The organism is Streptomyces sp. NPDC089799 (assembly GCF_040684755.1).
GTDB lineage: Bacteria > Actinomycetota > Actinomycetes > Streptomycetales > Streptomycetaceae > Streptomyces.
In genome coordinates this window covers 85,771-105,005 of sequence record NZ_JBFBGR010000019.1, presented here as the reverse complement: position 1 = coordinate 105,005, position 19,235 = coordinate 85,771, and the positions used below count along the sequence as shown (strand labels likewise).

The following is a 19,235-nucleotide window of genomic DNA, read 5'->3' as shown; positions in this document are numbered from 1 at the left end:
AGGAGACCGACCACCGCATGTCCACTCATGACCCCGGGGCACTGTCCCTGCCGTTGACCTCGCCGCAGGCCGGTGTGTGGTTCGCCCAGCAACTCGCCCCCGGTCGCACCGACTACGCGATCGGCGAGTACCTGGAGATCCGCGGCCCGCTCGACGCCACGGTGTTCGAGCAGGCGATCGACCTCGTACTCGCGGAGACCGAGACGCTCGGCATGCGGTTCGCCGAGAGCGGCGGCGAGGTCCGTCAGGGGCCCGTCGCCCGGCGGCCGTTCCGGCTGGAGACCGCCGACCTGCGGGGGCGGGCCGACGGGCGGGCCGAGGCGGAGGAGCTGATGCGGTCGGCGCTTGCCCGGCCCATGGACCTGGCGTCCGGGGACGTCCACCGTCACCTGCTGGTGCGCAGCGGCGCCGACCGGCACCTGTGGATGCACGGCTACCACCACATCGTCGTCGACGCGTACGGCGGCTCGCTGCTGGCCCGCCGGACGGCCGAGGTGTACACCGCGCTCGCCACCGGTGTGCCGGTGCCCGCGCCGGAGGAGCCGGCCGCGCCGTGGGCGGAGATCGTGGCGGAGGAGCGGGCGTACCGGGAGTCCGCGGAGTGGGCCCGGGACCGTGGGTTCTGGCAGGGGGTGCTGGCCGCGGCACCGGACCCGGTGGCGTTCACCGGGCGGCCGCCGGCCCGCCCGGCCGGGACGCCGCTGCGCTGCCGGGGCGATCTTGCGGCGCCGGACGCGCACCGGCTGCGGGCCATGGCGCGTTCCCTGGGCACCCGGTGGTCGGCGGTGGTGGTGGCGGCCTCGGCGGCCTACCTGCACCGGGTCGGCGGCACCGAGGACGTGGTGCTGGGCCTGCCGGTCACCGGCCGGACCACGCCCGCGGCACGCCGCACGCCCGGCATGTTCTCCAAGGTGCTGCCGCTGCGGTTGCGGGTGACCGGCGGGATGACCGTGGGCGAGCTGGTGCGCGGCGCCTCGGCCGCGATCCGCGACGCGCTGCGGCACCAGCGGTTCCGGGTGGAGGAGCTCTACGGGGACGCGCCGCCGTGGAGCGCGTCCGTGAACGTGATGTCACTGGACTACGTGCTGTCCTTCGCGGGTTCCGCGGCGACCGCGCACAACGTCGCGGTCGGGCCCGTGGAGTTCCTGTCCCTGAACGTGTACGACCGGGGCGGCGACACCCCCTTGACGGTGCAGGCGGAGGCGGACGCGGCGGACACCGGGGCGGCCGGGCTCGCCGCGCACCGGGACCGGTTCCTGGCCTTCCTCACCGCCCTGGCGGACGCGGGGCCGGACGCCGCGCTGGACTCGGTGGACCTGCTCACCGGCGGGGACCGGGCGCTGCTGGCGGAGTACGCCGACGGCGGCGGTCGCGGAGCCGAAGCCGGCGGGGAGGGGGCGCTGCTGCACGGCGTGTTCGAGCAGCAGGCCCGGCGCACTCCCGGCGCGACGGCGGTGGTGTGTGCCGGGCAGGAGGTGACGTACGCGGAACTCGACGCCATGGCCGGCGCCGTCGCGGACCGGCTGCGGGGCCGCGTCGCGCCCGGTGACCCGGTCGGGGTGTGCGTGCACCGCTCCCCCGCGATGGTGGCCGCGCTGCTGGGCGTGCTGAAGGCGGGGGGTTGCTACGTCCCCCTCGATCCGGGTCTGCCGCAGGCGCGGGTCGCGCAGATGGCGCAGGACGCCGGCATCTCGGTGGCGGTCACCGGGCCGGGTGCCGGGGACCGGCTGCCGGAGGGTGTGGTGACGGTGTCCGTCGGCGCCGGCGCCGTACCTTCCCCCGGTGCCGTACGTCCCTCCGGTGCCGTACGTCCCCCCGGCGCGGGCGACACCGCGGGCTTCGCGACGGGCTTCACGGCGGGCGGCCCGGAGCTGCCCCCTGCGGCCCCGGCGTACCTGCTGTTCACCTCGGGCAGCACGGGCCGGCCGAAGGGCGTGCTCGTCCCGCACGCCGCCGCGGCCGACTTCGTGCTCGGGCACCTGGCGTGCGCCGGGATACCGGGGCCGGGTGCCGGTGCCGGGGAGCGCTTCCTGGGCTTCGCGGCGCTGTCCTTCGACGTGTCGGTGCTCGACGTGTTCGGTCCGCTGGCCGCGGGCGGGACGCTGGTGCTGGCCACCGACGAGGAGCGGCTCGACGTGGACCGGCTGCAGGCGCTGCTGGCCGGGCAGCGGGTGACGGTGGCCGACCTGCCCCCGGCGCTGCTGCCGCTGCTGGACCCGGCGCCGCTCACCGGGCTGCGCTTCCTGTCCACGGGCGGCGAGGCCCCCTCGGGCGACGCCCTGGACCGCTGGGCGGCGCCGGGGCGGGAGGTGTGGAACGCCTACGGCCCGACCGAGGCCGCCGTGTCCGTGACGATGCACCGCTGTACGGCGCCGTCCGGGGGCCGGGTGCCGCCGATCGGCCGGCCGATGCGCAACCACCGCGCCTACGTGGTGGACGCCCGGCTGCGGCTGCTGCCGCCGGGTGCCGCCGGTGAGCTGTGCGTGGCGGGCGCCGGTCTGGCGCACGGGTACGCGGGCCGTCCGGGGACCACCGCGGAGGTGTTCACGGCCGACCCGTACGGCGGGGTGCCGGGCGGCAGGATGTACCGGACCGGGGACCTGGTGCGCTGGACGGAGGACGGCGAGCTGGAGTTCCTCGGCCGGATCGACCGGCAGGTGAAGGTCAACGGGCACCGGATCGAGCCCGGTGAGATCGAGGCCGTGCTCGCGGCGCACCCGGCGGTCGGCCAGGCGGCGGTCGTGGTGGACGGCGGGTCCGGTACGGGTGCCGGGAAGCGGCTCGTCGCGTTCGTCGCGCCGGCGCCGGGCGGGCCGGCGGCCGGGCCCGCGGAACTCGTCGCGCACCTGGGCGGATCGCTGCCCCGGTACATGGTGCCGCAGGTGTTCGTGCCGGTGGACCGGCTGCCGCTGACGCCGGGCGGGAAGGTGGACCGGCGGGCGCTGGTGGTGCCCGCCCCGGCGGCGGGCGGGCCGGGCCGGGAGGTGCGGGAGCCGGGCAGCGCGGCGGAGCGGACGCTGTGCGCCCTCTTCGAGGAGGTGCTCGGGCAGCAGGCGGGGCCCGACGACGGCTTCTTCGAGCTGGGCGGCGACAGCATCGCCGCGCTGTCGCTGGTGAGCCGGGCCCGGGCGCGGGGGCTGCGCTTCACGCTGCGCGAGGTGTTCGCGGCGCGTACGCCGGCGGGGCTGGCGTCGGCGGCCGTGCAGGACGACGGTCCGGGCGCGGAGGCGGCGGCCGGCGGTCCGGTCGCCGAGACGGGTCCGCTGCCGGCCACACCGGTGATGCGGTGGCTGCTGGACGGTCCGGGCCCGGTCGGCCGGTTCAGCCAGTCGATGGTGCTGGCGCTGCCCGAGGGCATCGGCGACGCCGCGCTGGTGCGGGTGCTCCAGGAGGTCCTGGACCGCCATCCGGCGCTGCGGATGCGGATGGCGCCCGGCCCGGACGGGCGCCCGCAGTGCGAACTGCCCGCGCCGGGCGCGGTGGACGCCGCAGGCGTGCTGGTGCGGACCGCCGACGGTCCGGGAGGGCTCGATGCGGCCGCGGCCCGGGCCGTCGCGGAACTCGACCCGGCGGCCGGGGTGATGGTGCGCGCGGTGCGGTACGACGGGCCGGACGGTGCCGGGCGGCTGCTCCTGGTCGTGCACCACCTCGCCGTGGACGGGGTGTCCTGGCGGATCCTCGCCGAGGACCTCGCCGCCGTGTGGGACGCCGTCGCCGCCGGCCGGCCGGTCGCCCCGGCCCCTGCGGGGACGCCGCTGCGCGCGTGGACGGCGTACCTGGACGGGCTGTCCCGCGCCCCGGAGACCGTGGCGGAACTGCCGTACTGGCGGCAGACGCTGGCCCCGGTCGGGGCCGGCCCGGACGCTCCGGAGCCCGCCCCGGCGGCCGGTACGGACGCCGTCGCGGAAGCCGCCACGGAGCCCACCCCGGCGGCCGTCGCAACGGCCGGTGCGGAAGCCGACGCAGAAGCCGGTGCCGAACCCGCCCTGACGGCCCTCGCAGAGGCCCGTGCGGAAGCCGTCGCGGAGGCCGTCACGGAGCCCGCCCCGGCGGCAGTCGCGGAAGCCGCCACGGAGCCCGCCCCGGCGGCCGTCGTACAGGCCGTCGCACACGCCGTCGTGGAGGCTGGTGTGGACGCCCGTGCGGAGACCCGTGCGGCGGAGGCCGCGCCGTGGGACCGGGTGCCCGACCCGGGCCGGGACCTGGTCTCCGGGAACCGCACGCTGCGGGTGTCCCTGCCCGCCGGGGTGGCCGGCCCGCTGCTCACCGGGGTGCCCGCGGCCCTGCGGACCGGGCCCGCGGAGGTCCTGCTGGCGGGTCTGGTGCTCGCCGCGCACGCCGTGCGCGGGCGGGTGGACTGCGCGGGCGTCGCCGACTCCCTGCTGCTGGACCTGGAGGGCCACGGCCGGGCCGACGCTTCCGGCCTGCACGACCTGTCCCGGACGGTGGGCTGGTTCACCACCCAGTACCCGGTCCGCCTCGACCTGCGGGGCCTGGATCCGGCGGCGGCGCGGGCCGGTGACGCGGCCGCGCTGGCCGACGTCGTCGAGCGGGTCCATGTGGCGCTGGCCTCGGTGCCGGGGCACGGCACGGGCTTCGGGCTGCTGTCCCGGCTGAACCCGGCGACCGCGCGCGAGCTCGCGACGCTGCCGGCGCCGCGAGTGCTCTTCAACTACCTCGGCCGGTTCGACGGCACCGGCACGGCCGCGTGGGGTCCCGCCCCCGAGGCCGGCGGGCTGCGGGCGGACGCCGATCCCTCGATGCCGGTGGACCACGCCCTCCAGATCGACGCCATGGCCGTGGCCGGATCCGGCGGCACCGCCTTCGAAGCGGTGCTGACCTGGCCGTCGGCACTGGTGGGCCGGGACGAGGCGGAGGCGTTGGGTGCCGCCTGGGAGGAGGCGCTGCGGCTGCTGGCCACGGCGGCCGCCGCCGTTCCCGAGGGCGGCCCTTCCGGCGGGGACGGGCGTCCCGCGCCGCGGGACGTGCCGCTGGTCCGGGTGACCGGCCGGGACCTCGACGGGCTGGCCGGACGGTACCCGCTCCTGGCGGACGTACTGCCGCTGTCGCCCCTGCAGGAAGGCCTGTTCTTCCACGCCGCGTACGACGCGGACGGCGTGGACGCCTACACCGGGCAGATCGTGCTCACCCTGCACGGTCCGCTGGACCCCGGGCGGCTGCGCGCCTCCTGCGCCCGTCTGCTGGACCGGCACGCGGGGCTGCGTGCGGCGTTCACCGACCGCGGCACCGGGCGCCCGGTGCAGGTGGTGTCCGGCCGGGTGGAGCTTCCGTGGCAGGAGACGGACCTCAGCGGCCTGCCCGCGGCGGACCGCGAGGCCGGCTGGCAGGCCCTGCTGGCCGGGGACCGGGCGCGCCGCTTCGACCTGGAACGGCCGCCGCTGGTGCGGTTCACGCTGGTGCGGACCGGTGGCTCCGAGCACCGCTTGGTGGTGACGAACCACCACATCCTGTGGGACGGCTGGTCCTCGGCGGTGATCCTGCGCGAGCTCCTCACCGGGTACCGGGAGCCTACGGACGCGCTGCCCGCGGCGCCCGCGTACCGGGAGTTCCCCGGCTGGCTGGCGCGGCAGGACCGGCAGGCCGCCGCGGAGGCGTGGGCGGCGGCCCTGGACGGACTGGCCGAGCCCACCCTGCTGGGTGCGGCCGACCCGCACCGGATGGCGGAGCTGCCCGAGCGGATCACGGTGGAGCTCTCCGAGGAGCTGACCGCACGGCTGACGGCCGGTGCGCGGGCGGCCGGGATCACCCTCAACAGCGTGGTCCAGGGCCTCTGGGCGGTCCTGCTGGGCCGGCTCACCGGCCGGGAGGACGTCGTATTCGGCGGCACCGTGTCGGGGCGTGACGCGGCCTTCGAGGGTGTCGGCGAGCTGGTCGGCCTGCTCATCAACACCCTGCCGGTACGGTTCCGGGTCCGCCGGGACGAGGGGCTGGGCGCGGCACTGGTCCGGTTCCAGCACGAGCAGGCGGGGCTGCTGGACCACCGGCACGCCTCCCTGGCGCAGGTCCAGGGCGCGGCCGGACTGGGCACGCTGTTCGACACCGCCGTGGTGGTGGAGAACTATCCGCTGGACCTGGAGGGGATGCGGGACCTGGCCGGAGAGGTCCGGCTGGCCGGCGTCGACGCCTGCGACGCCACCCACTACACCGCGAACCTGGTGGTGCTGCCCGGTGACCGGCTGCGGCTGCACCTGGACCACCGTCCCGACGCGCTGGACGCGCGGGCGGCGCTCAGCGTCGCCGAGGGCCTGGAGCGGCTCCTGACGGCGTTCGCCGAGGACCCGGAGCTGCCGGCCGGTGCCGTGGACCTGCTGTCGGACGGGCAGCACCGGCTGGTCGAGGAGTGGAACGCCACGGCCGTGCCGGTGCCGGAGACCACCCTGAGCGCGCTGTTCGAGGCGCAGGCCGCCCGTACGCCGCACGCCCTGGCGACGGTATCCGGCTCCGAACGCCTCGACTACGCGGAGCTGGACGCGCGGGCGGAGGCCCTGGCCCGGGTGCTGCGGGCGCACGGCGCCCGGCCGGAGACGGTGGTGGCGGTGGCCCTGCACCGTTCCACGGAGATGGTGGTGGCGCTGCTCGCGGTGCTGAAGTCGGGGGCGGCCTACCTGCCGGTGGACCCGTCCCTGCCGGAGGGCCGGGTGGCGTACCTGCTGGAGGACGCGCGGCCGGTGCTGCTGATCGCCACCGACGGGGTGGCGGCCGTACTGCCCGCGGTGACGGACGGGCCCCTGCGGGTCCGTCCGGACGGGACGACGGACCGGGACGCGCAGACGGATCCCGGCACGGACGCGGGAACGGACGCGGGCACGGACGGGCTTCCGGACGCCGGGGGTGCGCTGCCCTCGCACCCGGCGTACGTCATCTACACCTCGGGGTCGACGGGCCGTCCCAAGGCCGTGGTCGTGGAGCACGCGGCGATCGTCAACCGGCTGCTGTGGATGCAGGACCGCTACCGGCTCGCGGCGGACGACCGGGTGCTGCAGAAGACCCCGTTCGGCTTCGACGTGTCCGTGTGGGAGTTCTTCTGGCCGCTGCTGGCCGGTGCCGCGATCGTCGTCGCCGCGCCCGGCGGGCACAAGGATCCCGCCTACCTGGCGCGCCTGATCCGGCAGGAGTCCGTCACCACCGTCCACTTCGTGCCGTCCATGCTGGCCGAGTTCGTCCGGGAGCCGGCCGCCGCCGAATGCCGGAGTCTGCGCCGGGTGGTGTGCAGCGGCGAGGCCCTCGGCGAAGCCGTGAAGAACCGGTTCCTGGACCTCCTGGACGTACCGCTGCACAACCTGTACGGGCCGACCGAGGCGGCCGTGGACGTCACCCACTGGGACTGCCTGCGGGCGGACACCGGTCCGGTGCCGATCGGGCGGCCCATCCGGAACACCGCCCTGCACGTGCTGGACGCCGCCGGACGGCAGGTCCCGCTCGGCTTCCCGGGCGAGCTGTACCTCGCGGGGGCCGGGCTGGCCCGCGGCTACCTGGGCCGTCCCGGGCTGACCGCCGAGCGCTTCCCGGCCTCCCCCTACGGTCCGCCGGGCAGCCGGATGTACCGCACCGGGGACATCGCCCGCCGCCGTGCGGACGGGGCAGTGGAGTACCTCGGGCGCACCGACGACCAGGTCAAGATCCACGGGTTCCGCATCGAGCTCGGCGAGATCGAGGCGACGCTGTCCCGGACCTCCGGGGCGGCCCGGGCCGCGGTCGTCGTGCGCGAGGACCGGCCCGGTGAGAAGAGGCTGGTCGGGTACGTCGTCCCGGAGCCGGGGGCCGACGCGCCCGTGCCGGAGGCGGTCCGGGCCGAACTGGCCCGCACCCTGCCGGAGTACATGGTGCCGGCGGTGGTCCTCGTGGACGCGCTGCCGGTCACCGCGAACGGCAAGCTGGACCGGGCGGCGCTGCCCGCCCCGGACGATCCGGCCGGTGCCGCCGGATCCCCGGGCGGCACGGGCGAGCCGCCCGAGGGCGAGACGGAGGAACTCGTCGCCGCGGTGTGGCGGTCGGTGCTCGGCGTGGACCGGGTCGGACGCCACGACGACTTCTTCGCCCTGGGCGGGCATTCGCTCAGCGCGACCCGGGTGGCGGCACGGCTGCGCCAGTCCCTCCTCCTCGAACTCCCCCTGCACACGCTCTTCGAGCACCGCACCGTCGCCGGCCTCGCCGGGGCCGTGGAAGCGGCACTGCTCGCCGAACTGGCGGACGGCCCCGACCCCGCGGACCCGTACCCGGACCCCGTCACGGACCCCGCCGCGGGCCCGGACCCGTACCCCGCCGCGGACCCGTACGGGTCCGCGGAATCCGACGCCCTCCTCGTCCCCGCCGCCCCCGCACCGGGTGACGACGCACTCGCCCCTCAGGGAGACCGCTCATGACCCTCCAGGACAACCCGCCGGCCGCCGCAGGCCGCCCCGATGCGCGCGAACTGCTGCGCCGGCGGGTGCGGGCCGCGCTCGCCGGGACCACCGCCCCGGACGCCGACGGCACGGCGGCCGCCGCCGGCACCCCGGCCGCCGCCCCTGCCGCTGCCGGCCGGTCCTCCGCCCCGGCCGAGCCCGTCGCCTCGTTCGCCCAGGAGCGGATGTGGCTGGCCGACCGGATGGCCGACGGCGACTCCGGGTACGCCGTCCCCCAGGTGGTGCGGCTGCGCGGCCCGCTGGACCCGGCGCCGCTGCGCGCGGCGCTGACCGCCGTCGTCGCCCGGCACAGTCCCCTGCGGACGGTGTTCCGGGAGCAGGACGGGCGGCCCCGCCCCGAGGTGCTGCCGCCCCCGGCCGCGGTGCCCGTCCCGCTGCTCGACCTCGGCGCGGGCGAGCCCGCCGACCTGGAGCGGCGGGCCCTGGACCTGCTGCGCGAGGAGGCCCGCCGTCCGTTCGACCTGGCCGCCGGCCCGCTGCTGCGCGCCCTGCTGGTCCGGACCGCCCCCGAGGAGCACCTGCTCCTGCTGGTGGTGCACCACATCGCCACCGACGGCTGGTCGATGGGCCTGCTCTGGGAGGAGCTCGCCCGGAACTGGACGGAGCCGGCCGCCGGCCGGCCCCTGCCGGAGCAGCGGCCGCTGCCGCTGGAGTACCCGGCGTACGCCGGCGAGCAGCGCGAGCGCTTCGCGCGCGGTGCGCTGGACCGCGAACTGGCTTACTGGACCGGCCGGCTGGCCGGGCTCGAACCCCTCGAACTGCCCGCCGACCGGCCCCGGCCCGCCCGCCGCAGCGGGGCCGGCGCCTCCCTCGGCTTCACCCTCGACGCCGGGCTCACGGCCGGCCTGCGCCGGCTCGCCGAGGGCGAGGGCGTCACCCTGTTCACGGCCCTGCTGGCCGGTTTCCAGGCCACCCTGGCGCGTTTCTCGGGCCGCACCGACATCGCCGTCGGCACTCCGGTCGCCGGGCGGGACCGGGTGGAACTGGAGCCGCTCGTCGGGCTGTTCGTGAACACCCTGGTGCTGCGCACCGACCTGTCGGGCACCCCGGGCTTCCGGGAGCTGCTCGGCCGGGCCCGCCGGGTCGTCCTGGACGCCTACGACCACCAGGAGGTGCCCTTCGACCGGGTCGTGGAACGGCTCGCCCCGGAACGCGCAGGGGACCGCAATCCCCTGGTCCAGGTGATGTTCGCCGCGGCCCGGGACGAGACGGAGGGCCTGCGGCTGCCCGGGATCGCCGCGGAGCCCGTCGACCTCGACTTCGGCGGTTCCCTGTTCGACCTGAACGTGTTCGTCACCGAGGGCGCCGAGGAGTGCACCGGCACCCTGGTCCTGGACACCGACCTGTTCGACCGGGCCACCGGCGAACGCCTCCTGGGGCACTGGCTGGAGCTGCTCGGCGCGGCCGTGCGGGACCCGGAGGCCCCGTTCGCCGGGCTGCTGCCGGCCCCCGCCACGGCGGCCCGCCTGGTCGCCTCCGGGCACGGCACGCCGAGGCCCGGTCTGGCGCCCGCGACGGTCACCGGCCTGTTCGCCGAGCAGGTGCGCAGGTCCCCCGGCGCGACCGCCGTGGTCTGCGGGGACCGGCGGCTGAGCTACGCCGAGCTGGACGCCCGGTCCGCGGCGCTCGCGGCCCGGCTGACCGCCGCGGGAGTGGGCCGCGAGACGGCGGTGGCCCTGATGTCGGAGCGGTCGGAGCACGTTCCGGTGGCCCTCCTGGCGATCCTGCGGGCGGGCGGCCACTACGTCCCGCTGAACCCGGAGTTCCCCGCGGAGCGCCTGCGCTGGCTGCTCGCCGACACCGGGGCGCGCCTGGTGCTGGCCGACCCGGCGTGCGCCGGCCACGAGGCCCTGCGCGGCGGGCCGCTGCCGGTGCTCGGTCTCCTGGACGGGGCGGCCGGCGAGGACGGGGTCTCCGTACCGCCGGCGGGCGGGAGCGGGGAAGAGGACGGGATAGCCGTACCGCCTGCGGACGCAAGCGCTGACGTCCGGCCGGACGGGCTGGCGTACGTGATGTACACCTCCGGTTCCACGGGCACCCCGAAGGGCATCGGGATCACCCATGCCAATGTGGCGGCCCTCGCCCGGGACACCGCCTTCGGGGCGGGGCACCACCGGGTGCTGGCGCATTCGCCGCTGGCCTTCGACGCCTCCACGTACGAGCTGTGGGTGCCGCTGCTGTCGGGGGGCACCGTGGTCGTGGCCCCGCCCGGACGGACCGGCACGGACACCCTGGCGGCGCTGGTGCGGGAGCACCGGATCAGCGCGCTGTTCCTGACCGCCGCCCTGTTCAACCTGGTGGTCGAGGAGTGCGTCGGGCTGCTGACGGAGGTCCGCGAGGTGTGGACGGGCGGCGAGGCCGCCTCTCCGGAGGCGTTCCGCCGGGCCCTGGGCGCCGCGCCCGGTACGGCGGTGACCAATGTGTACGGGCCCACCGAGACCACCGCGTTCGCGCTGTTCCACCGTCTCGACCCGCGGGCCGGGGGCGCCGTGGCGCCCGGCGACGGCAGGGTGCCGATCGGGCGTCCGCTGGACGACACCCGCCTGTACGTGCTGGACGAGCGGGGGCTGCCGGTGCCCGAGGGCGCCGTCGGTGAACTGTGCATCGGCGGCACCGGGGTGGCCCGCGGCTACCTGGGCCGGCCGGCGCTGACCGCGGAGCGGTTCGCTGTGGACCCGTACGGGCCGGCGGGCGCCCGCATGTACCGCACCGGCGACCTGGCCCGGCGGCGGCCGGACGGCACCGTGGACTACCTCGGCCGGGCCGACCAGCAGGTGAAGATCCGCGGCTTCCGCATCGAGCCGGGCGAGATCGAGGCGGAGCTGCTGCGGCTGCCCGGTGTGGGCGGAGCTGCGGTCGTGGTCCGGGAGGACGTGCCCGGCGAGCGCGAGCTGGTCGCGTACGCCGTCCCGGCGGCCGGTCACGTCCTGGAGGAGGCCGCCCTGCCGGGGGCCCTGGCGGCCAGGCTGCCCGCGTACATGCTGCCGTCCGCGGTGGTGGTGCTGCCGGAGCTGCCGGTGACCCCGAACGGGAAGGTGGACCGGCGGGCGCTGCCCGCGCCCGCCGGATCCCGCCCGGACCGGGCGGAGTTCGCGGAGCCGGTGACCGCGGCGGAGCGGCTGGCCGCGGAGGTGTGGTCCGAGGTGCTCGGCGGGGTGCGGCCGGGTCGGCGCGACGGGTTCTTCGCGTTGGGCGGGCACTCGCTGCGCGCGACCCGGGCGGTGTCCCGGATCGGTGCCCGGCTGGGCGTGCCGGTGCCGGTGCGGCTGCTGTTCGAGCACCCGGTGCTGGAGGGGTTCGCGGCGGAGCTGGACGCGCTGCGGGAGGCGGCCGGGAGCGGCGGGCCGGGGCCGGAGGGCGTGGGTACGGTCCCGGCCCGGCCCGAGGGGGCCCGTGCCCCGCTGTCGTACGCGCAGCGCGGGCTGTGGTTCCTGGACCGGCTGCGTCCGGGCCGGGCCGACTACAACATCCCCTTCGCCGTACGGCTGCACGGCCCGCTGGACGTGCGGGCGGTGACGGGGGCGCTGGAGACGGTGGTGGCCCGGCACGAGCTGCTGCGGTCCCGGATCGCCGAGCCGGGGCCGGAGGACGGGTCCGGCGGGAGCGCGGGTGCGGTCGGGGGGCCGTGGCTGGTGGTGGAGCCGCCGGAGGTGTTCGCGGTGGCCGTGGACGACCTGCGGGACCTGCCCGTGGGCGGGGCCCGGGAGCGGGCGGCGGAGCTGTCCCGTGCCGATGCCGCCGAACCGTTCGTGCTGGCCGCCGCGCCGCTGCTGCGGGCCCGCCTGGTGCGCGTCGCCGAGGAGGAGCACCTGCTGGTGCTGGTGCTGCACCACACGGTGGGCGACGGCTGGTCGATGCCGGTGCTGTGGCGCGAGTTCGCCGCCGGGTACGCGGCGCTGCGGCGTGGCGGGGCGCCCGTGCTGCCGGCCCTGCCCGTGCAGTACGGGGACTACGCCCACTGGCAGCGCAACCGGGGCGAGGACGTCGTCCGGGCGGGTCTGGCGCACTGGCGGGACGCCCTGGGCGGGCTGCCGGCGCTGGAGCTGTCGGGTGACCGGCCGCGGCCGGCGGAGCCCTCGGGTGCCGGGGGCAGCGTCGTCTTCGAGGTGCCGGGCCCGCTCGCGCAACGGCTGGACGGGCTGGCCCGCGACCGCGGCGCCACCCCCTTCATGGCGCTGCTGGCCGGGTTCCAGGCACTGCTGGGCCGGTACACCGGGCAGGAGGACTTCGCGGTCGGCTCGCCCGTCGCGGGGCGCGACCGGCCCGAACTGGAGCCGCTGATCGGCCTGTTCGTGAACACCCTGGTGCTGCGCGCGGACCTGTCCGGCGACCCGTCGTTCGAGGAGCTGCTGGGCCGGGTGCGGCGGACCGCGCTGGCCGCGTACGAGCACGCGGACACGCCGTTCGACCGGCTGGTGGAGGAGCTGCGCCCGGACCGGGAGGCGGGCCGCAACCCGTTGTTCGACGTGCTGTTCCAGCTCCACCCGGAGCAGCCGGCCGCCCTGGAGCTGGACGGGCTGCGCGCGGAGTCGCTGGACGCGGCCAGTGAGGGCGCCAAGTTCGACCTGAGCCTGGCCATGACGGAGCACCCCGGCGGGTTCACGGGCACCCTCACCTACGCCTCGGACCTCTTCGACCACGACACCGCGGAACGGCTGTGCGCGCACTACCTGCGGCTGCTGGACTCGGCCGCCGGGGCGCCGGGGGCGCGGCTGTCCCGGCTGGAGGTGCTGTCGGCGGCGGAGCGGGCCGAGCTCACCGGCGACGCCGGCACGGACGGCGCCGTGGCAGCCGTACCGGCCGTAGCGTCTGTGCCCGCACTGCCCGCACTGCCCGCCGGTGCCGCCGGTGCCGCCTCGACCCTGCACGGTCTGGTCGAGGCGCGGGCCCGGCTGCATCCGGAGGCGCCGGCCGTGACCTGCGGCGGCCGCACCCTCGGCTACGGGTCCCTGGACGCGGCCGCCAACCGGCTCGCCCGCCGGCTGCGGGCCGCGGGTGCCCGGACCGGCACCCCGGTGGCGGTGATGGCGGGCCGCGACACGGGGGCCGTCGTCGCCGTGCTGGCGGTGCTGAAGACGGGCGCGGTCTACGTGCCGGTGGACCCCGCGCACCCGGAGGAGCGGATCCGTGCCGTCCTCTCGGACAGCGGGGCCCACCTGGTGGTCGTCTCCGGCCTGCCGGACGGGCCGCCGCGCGGGCTGCCCGGCGGGGCCGTCGTCGTCGACACCGACGCGGAAGCGGAGCGGATCGCGGCGCTCGACGCCTCCCCGCTGCCGGCCGCGGCCGGACCGGACGACCTGGCGTACGTGCTGTACACCTCCGGGTCCACCGGGCGCCCCAAGGGCGTGGCGGTCCCGCACGCGGCGATCACCGGCTACCTCGCGGCGCTCACCGCGGAGTTCGGCATCGGCCCGGCGGACAGCGTGCTGGCCCGTACGCCGCTCACCTTCGACCCGTCGGTGCGCGACCTGTTCGCGCCGCTCGGCACCGGCGGCCGGGTGGTCCTGGCGACCGCGGAGGAGGCGGGCGACCCGGAGGCCCTGGCACGGCTGCTGCACGCCGAGCGGGTCACCGCCCTGCTGTCGGTGGTGCCGTCGGTGCTGGAGCCGCTGGTCGCCGCCGTGCCCGGGCCCTCCGCGGACCTGCGGCTGGTGATGACGACGGGCGAGGAGCTGACGGCCCGGCTGGCGGGGGCGGCCTGCAGGCTGGGCATCGCCGGACGGTTCCGGCTGGTCAACCAGTACGGGCCGACCGAGTGCACCAACACCACCACCGCGCACCCGGTGGGTGCCGCGGACGTGGCCCGGGGCCGGATACCCATCGGCCGGCCGCTGGCCGGGGCGCGCGTGCTGGTCCTCGGGCCGCGGCTGGAGCCGCTGCCGCGCGGCGCGGTCGGCGAGCTGTTCATCGCCGGGCGCGGCGTGGCCCGCGGGTACCTGGGGGATCCGCGGCGGACCGCCGAGGCGTTCCTGCCGGACCCGTTCGGGCCGCCGGGCAGCCGCATGTACCGCACCGGGGACCTGGCGCGGCTGCGTGCCGACGGCGTGCTGGAGTTCCACGGCCGGCGCGACAACCAGGTCAAGGTGCGCGGGCACCGCATCGAACTCGGCGAGGTCGAGGCGGCCGTGCTGCGGCACCCCGCGGTGGCGCGGGCGGCCGTGGCCGCGCACGGGGAGGGCGACGGGCGGCGGCTCGCCGCGTACGTGGTCTGGGGGCCGGAGGGCGGCGACGCGGCCGCGGTCCTGGACGCCGTACGGGCCGTGCTCCCCGCGGCGATGGTGCCGTCCACGGTGACGGTGCTGGACGCGATGCCGCTGACGCCGAACGGGAAGACGGACCGGCGCGCGCTGCCCGCACCGGCCGCCGGGGACACCCGCCGGGCGTACGTCGCACCGGCCGGGCGCACCGAGCGGGCCGTGGCGGAGGTCTGGGCCGAGGTGCTCGGCGACGAGGACGGCCCGGTGGGCATGCTCGACCACTTCTTCGAGCGCGGCGGGCACTCGCTGCGCGCCACCCGGGTGGTGTCCCGGCTGCGGACCGTGCTGGGGCTGGACGTTCCGGTGCGGCTGCTGTTCCGGCATCCGGTGGCCGGGGAGTTCGCGCGGGCGCTGGCCGGGCTCGTTCCGGACGCGGACGCCGGGATCCCGGTGCTGCCGGCGGGTCCCGCCCCGCTGTCCTTCGGGCAGCAGCGGCTGTGGCTGCTGGACCGGCTCCGGCCGGGGCAGGCGGACTACAACGTGCCGGGCGCCGTACGGCTGCGCGGCCCGCTGGACGTGCCGGCGGCCCTGGCCGCGCTGGGCGACGTCGTGACCCGGCACGAGCCGCTGCGGTCGCGGGTCGCGGACGGCCCGGAAGGGCCCTTCCCGGTGGCCGAACCGGCCGGGGTGTTCCGGCCGGTGTTCACCGACCTGTCCGGGGCCGGCACCGGCGCGGCGCGGGAACGCGCCCGCGCTCTGGCGGCCGCGGACGCGGCCGAGCCCTTCGACCTGACGGCGGCACCGCTGCTGCGGGCCCGGCTGGTGCGGATCACCCCCGAGGAGCACCTGCTGGTGGTGGTCGCCCATCACATCGCCTTCGACGGCTGGTCGGAGGGGGTGTTCCGGCGGGACTTCTTCGCCGCGTACGCCGCACGCACGGCCGCCGGCGACGAGCCGGTGTCCGGACCGGTGCTGCCGCAACCGGACGTGTCCTACCGCGATTTCGCCGCCTGGCAGCGGGACCGGCTGGCGGGCCCCGCCGGCGAGGCGCAGCTCGCGTACTGGCGGGAGCGCCTGGCGGGCGTCACCCCGCTGGACCTGCCCACCGACCGGCCGCGGCCGGCGGTCCCGTCCGGGCGCGGGGCGCAGCACTCCTTCGTGCTGCCCGCACCGCTGCTGGAGGGCCTGCGCGCGCTGGGGCGCCGCGGTGACGCGACCCTGTTCATGGTGCTGCTGGCCGGTGTCCAGGTGCTGCTGTCCCGCTGGTCCGGGAGCGCGGACGTGACCGTGGGCTCGCCGGTCGCGGGCCGCGACCGTACGGAACTGGAGCCCCTCGTCGGGTTCTTCGTGAACAACCTGGTGCTGCGCGGGGACCTGTCGGACGACCCGGCGTTCGCCGGGCTGCTGGCCCGGGCCCGGAGCACCGCCCTGGACGCGTACGCGCACCAGGACGTGCCCTTCGACCAGGTCGTGGAGGCGGTGTCGCCGGAACGCGACCTGGGCCGCAATCCGCTGTTCCAGGTGATGCTCGTGGTCAACGAGGCGGTGGACGGGGCGGTCGCGGCCCCGCCCGGGCTGATCGCCGAGCCGGTGCCGCTGCCGAGCGGTGCCTCGAAGTTCGACCTGTCGCTGTACTTCGCGGAGGTGGACGGCGCGCTGCACGGCGAGGCCGTGTTCGCGTCCGACCTCTTCGACGCGTCGACGGTGGCCCGGATGGCGGAGGCCCTGGTCACGCTGCTCGGTGCGGCCGTGGCGGCACCGGACACCCCGGTGGGGGCGCTGCCGCTGCTGCCGGCGGAGACGGAGCGGGAGCTCCCCGCTCGGTGGAACGACACCGCCCGCGAGGTGCCCGCCGTACCGCTGCACGTCCTCGTCGGCCGGCAGGCGGCCCGTACGCCGGGTGCGGTCGCCACGGACGACGGCGGCCGCCATCTGACGTACGCGGCGCTGTGGGAGCACTCCGGGCGGCTGGCGTCGGAGCTGGCGGCGCTGGGCGCGGGTCCGGAGACGGCGGTCGCGGTCGTCGCGGACCGTTCGGCGCTGCTGCCGGCGGCGCTGCTGGGGGTGCTGCGCAGCGGCGCCCGGTACGTGCCGGTCGATCCCGAGTACCCGGCCGACCGCGTGGGGCTGATGCTGGCGGACAGCGGGGCCCGGATCGCGGTGGTGTCGGGGCCGGCGGCCGCGCTGCCGGAACTGCCGCCGGACGTGGCCGTCGTCGACCTGGACGCGCTGTGCGCGCCGCGGGACGGACGGCACGCGTCGGCCGGCGTCCCGGATCCCGTGGTCGGCGGGGAGCACCCGGCGTACACGCTGTACACCTCGGGCTCGACGGGCCGTCCCAAGGGGGTGGTGGTGCCGCACCGGGCCCTAGCCAACTTCGCGCACGACATGGCGGAGCGGCTGTCGCTGTCGGGTCTGGACACCGTCGCGGCCGTCACCACGGCCTCGTTCGACATCGCGGTGCTGGAACTGCTGGTACCGCTCACCCGCGGCGCCACCGTACGGGTCGTGGCCCGGGAGGACTCCCGGGACGGCACGCTGCTCGCCAAGCAGCTCGACGATTCCGGGGCGACGGTCGTCCAGGCCACGCCGGCCACCTGGCACCTGCTGATGGAGGCCGGCTGGCAGGCCCCGCGGGTCCGGGCGCTGTGCGGCGGCGAGGCCCTGCCCCCGGCCCTGGCCGCGCGGATGCGGTCGGCGCTCGGCACGGTGTGGAACGTGTACGGGCCGACGGAGACCACGGTGTGGTCGACGGCGCACCTGCTGTCGCCGGCGGATCCGGCGGGTCCGGTCCCCATCGGCGGGCCGCTGGCGAACACCACGCTGCACGTGCTGGACGGCCGGATGCGGCCGGTGCCGCCGGGGGTGTACGGCGAGCTGTTCATCGGCGGCGCCGGTGTCGCCCGCGGATACCACGGGCGGCCCGCGCTGACCGCGGAGCGGTTCCTGCCCGACCCGTTCGGGTCCGGCGGGCGGCTCTACCGCACCGGGGACCTGGTGCGGCGGCTCGCCGGCGGCGGGCTGGAGTACCGGGGCCGGGCCGACGGCCAGGTGAAGGTGCGCGGGCACCGCATCGAACTCGGCGAGGTGGAGGCGGCACTGGCCGGCCACCCGGACGTGGCGGCGGCCGCGGCGGCCGTGCACGGCACGGGCGTGGACGCGGTCCTCGCCGGCTACGTGGTGTGGCGTACGGGCGCGGGCGACCCGGGAGCGGTCCGGGACCGGCTCCTCGCGGAGCTCCCGGCGGCGATGGTCCCGGGCACGGTGACGGTGCTGGAGCGGCTGCCGCTCACGCCGAACGGGAAGCTGGACCGGCGGGCCCTGCCCGCCCCGGTGCCCGGCACGGCCGCCGGGGCGGGGGCCGTGGCCCCGCGCACCGCGGTGGAGCTGCGGATGGCCCGGCTCTGGGAGGAGGTCCTGGAGACGTCCCCGGTCGGGGTCCGGGACGACTTCTTCGCGCTGGGCGGGCACTCGCTCAAGGCGTTCGCACTGATGGGTGCGGTGCGGCGGGAGTTCGGGGTGGAGCTGCCGCTGAACCTGGTGTTCCGGCGGCCCACGGTCGAGCTGCTGTGTGCGGCGCTGCCGGAGGCCGCGGCGGCCTCCGGGCGGCTGCTGGTGCCCCTCGCCGACGGCGACCGGGACCGGCCTCCGCTGGTGCTGGTGCACCCGCGGGGCGGCGACGTGGTCTGCTACCGGGACCTGGTCCGCGCGCTGGGCGCCGGACCCGCCGCCGGACGGCGGGTGTGGGGCCTGGAGGCGGTCGGCTGCAACACCGCGGAGGCCCCGCTGGAGGACGTGGGCGCCATGGCGGACCGCTACCTGGCGGAGCTGCGGGAGCAGCAGCCCTGCGGCCCCTACCTGCTGGCCGGCTGGTCGTTCGGCGGCACGGTCGCGTTCGAGATGGCGGCCAGGCTGGAGGCGGCCGGGGAACGCGTCGCGTACCTGGGGCTGGTCGACACGGCCGCGCCGGGCGCGGCGGCCGGCGCCGACGCCGCCGCCGAGGAGGGGGACGCGCTGGTGCGGCTCGCCCTCGCCGCCCGGGGCGGTGCCGTCGCAGGGACGGGCGCGGCGGGTGGGGCCTCGGCGGATACGGCGGATACGGCCGATGCCGACGCCGCGTACGCGGCCGATGCGGACGGCGCGGTGGCCGGCGGGGCGGACGCCGACGAGGAGGCGCTCTTCGAGGCGCTGGTGCGCCGCGGGCGGGCCGAGGGCACGCTGCCGCGCGAGGCCGCGGCCGAGGCGCTGCGCCGGATGCTCGGGGTGGCCCGGGCCAACGGGACCGCGGCGGCCGGATACCGCACGTCGGCGGTGGTGGACGCCCCGCTGCACCTGTACACGGTGGCCGAACGGCACGCGGAGCTGGCCACTCCGCTGGTCGATCCGGCGCCGTGGAAGGGGCGTTCGTCCTCCGTACCGCGCCACGCGGTCGTGGCCGGCAACCACCACACGGTGGTCGACGCGCCGCACGCGGCAGGACTCGCCGCGCTCCTGGGCGCCGACCTCGCGCGGGCCCTGTCCGCCGGGCCGGCGTCCGGCTGACCGGCTGACCGGTGGGGAGGGGCCGTACCGGGCCCGGCTCGGCCCCTCCCCATTCACGCACGGCCGGCCA

At 77.5% G+C, this 19,235-nt stretch carries 2 protein-coding genes; both read left to right on the top strand.

Annotated elements, in window-relative coordinates:
- The first annotated feature begins 17 nt into the window (after window positions 1-17).
- Complete coding sequence (locus AB0O36_RS21615) at window positions 18-8,384, top strand: amino acid adenylation domain-containing protein (RefSeq protein ID WP_365112823.1); 8,367 nt, start codon at window positions 18-20, stop codon at window positions 8,382-8,384.
- On the top strand, window positions 8,381-19,165 hold the full coding sequence (locus AB0O36_RS21610) for an amino acid adenylation domain-containing protein (RefSeq protein ID WP_365112820.1): 10,785 nt from the start codon (window positions 8,381-8,383) through the stop codon (window positions 19,163-19,165). Before AB0O36_RS21615 ends, AB0O36_RS21610 begins: the two co-directional genes overlap by 4 nt.
- The last annotated feature ends 70 nt before the right edge of the window (window positions 19,166-19,235 follow it).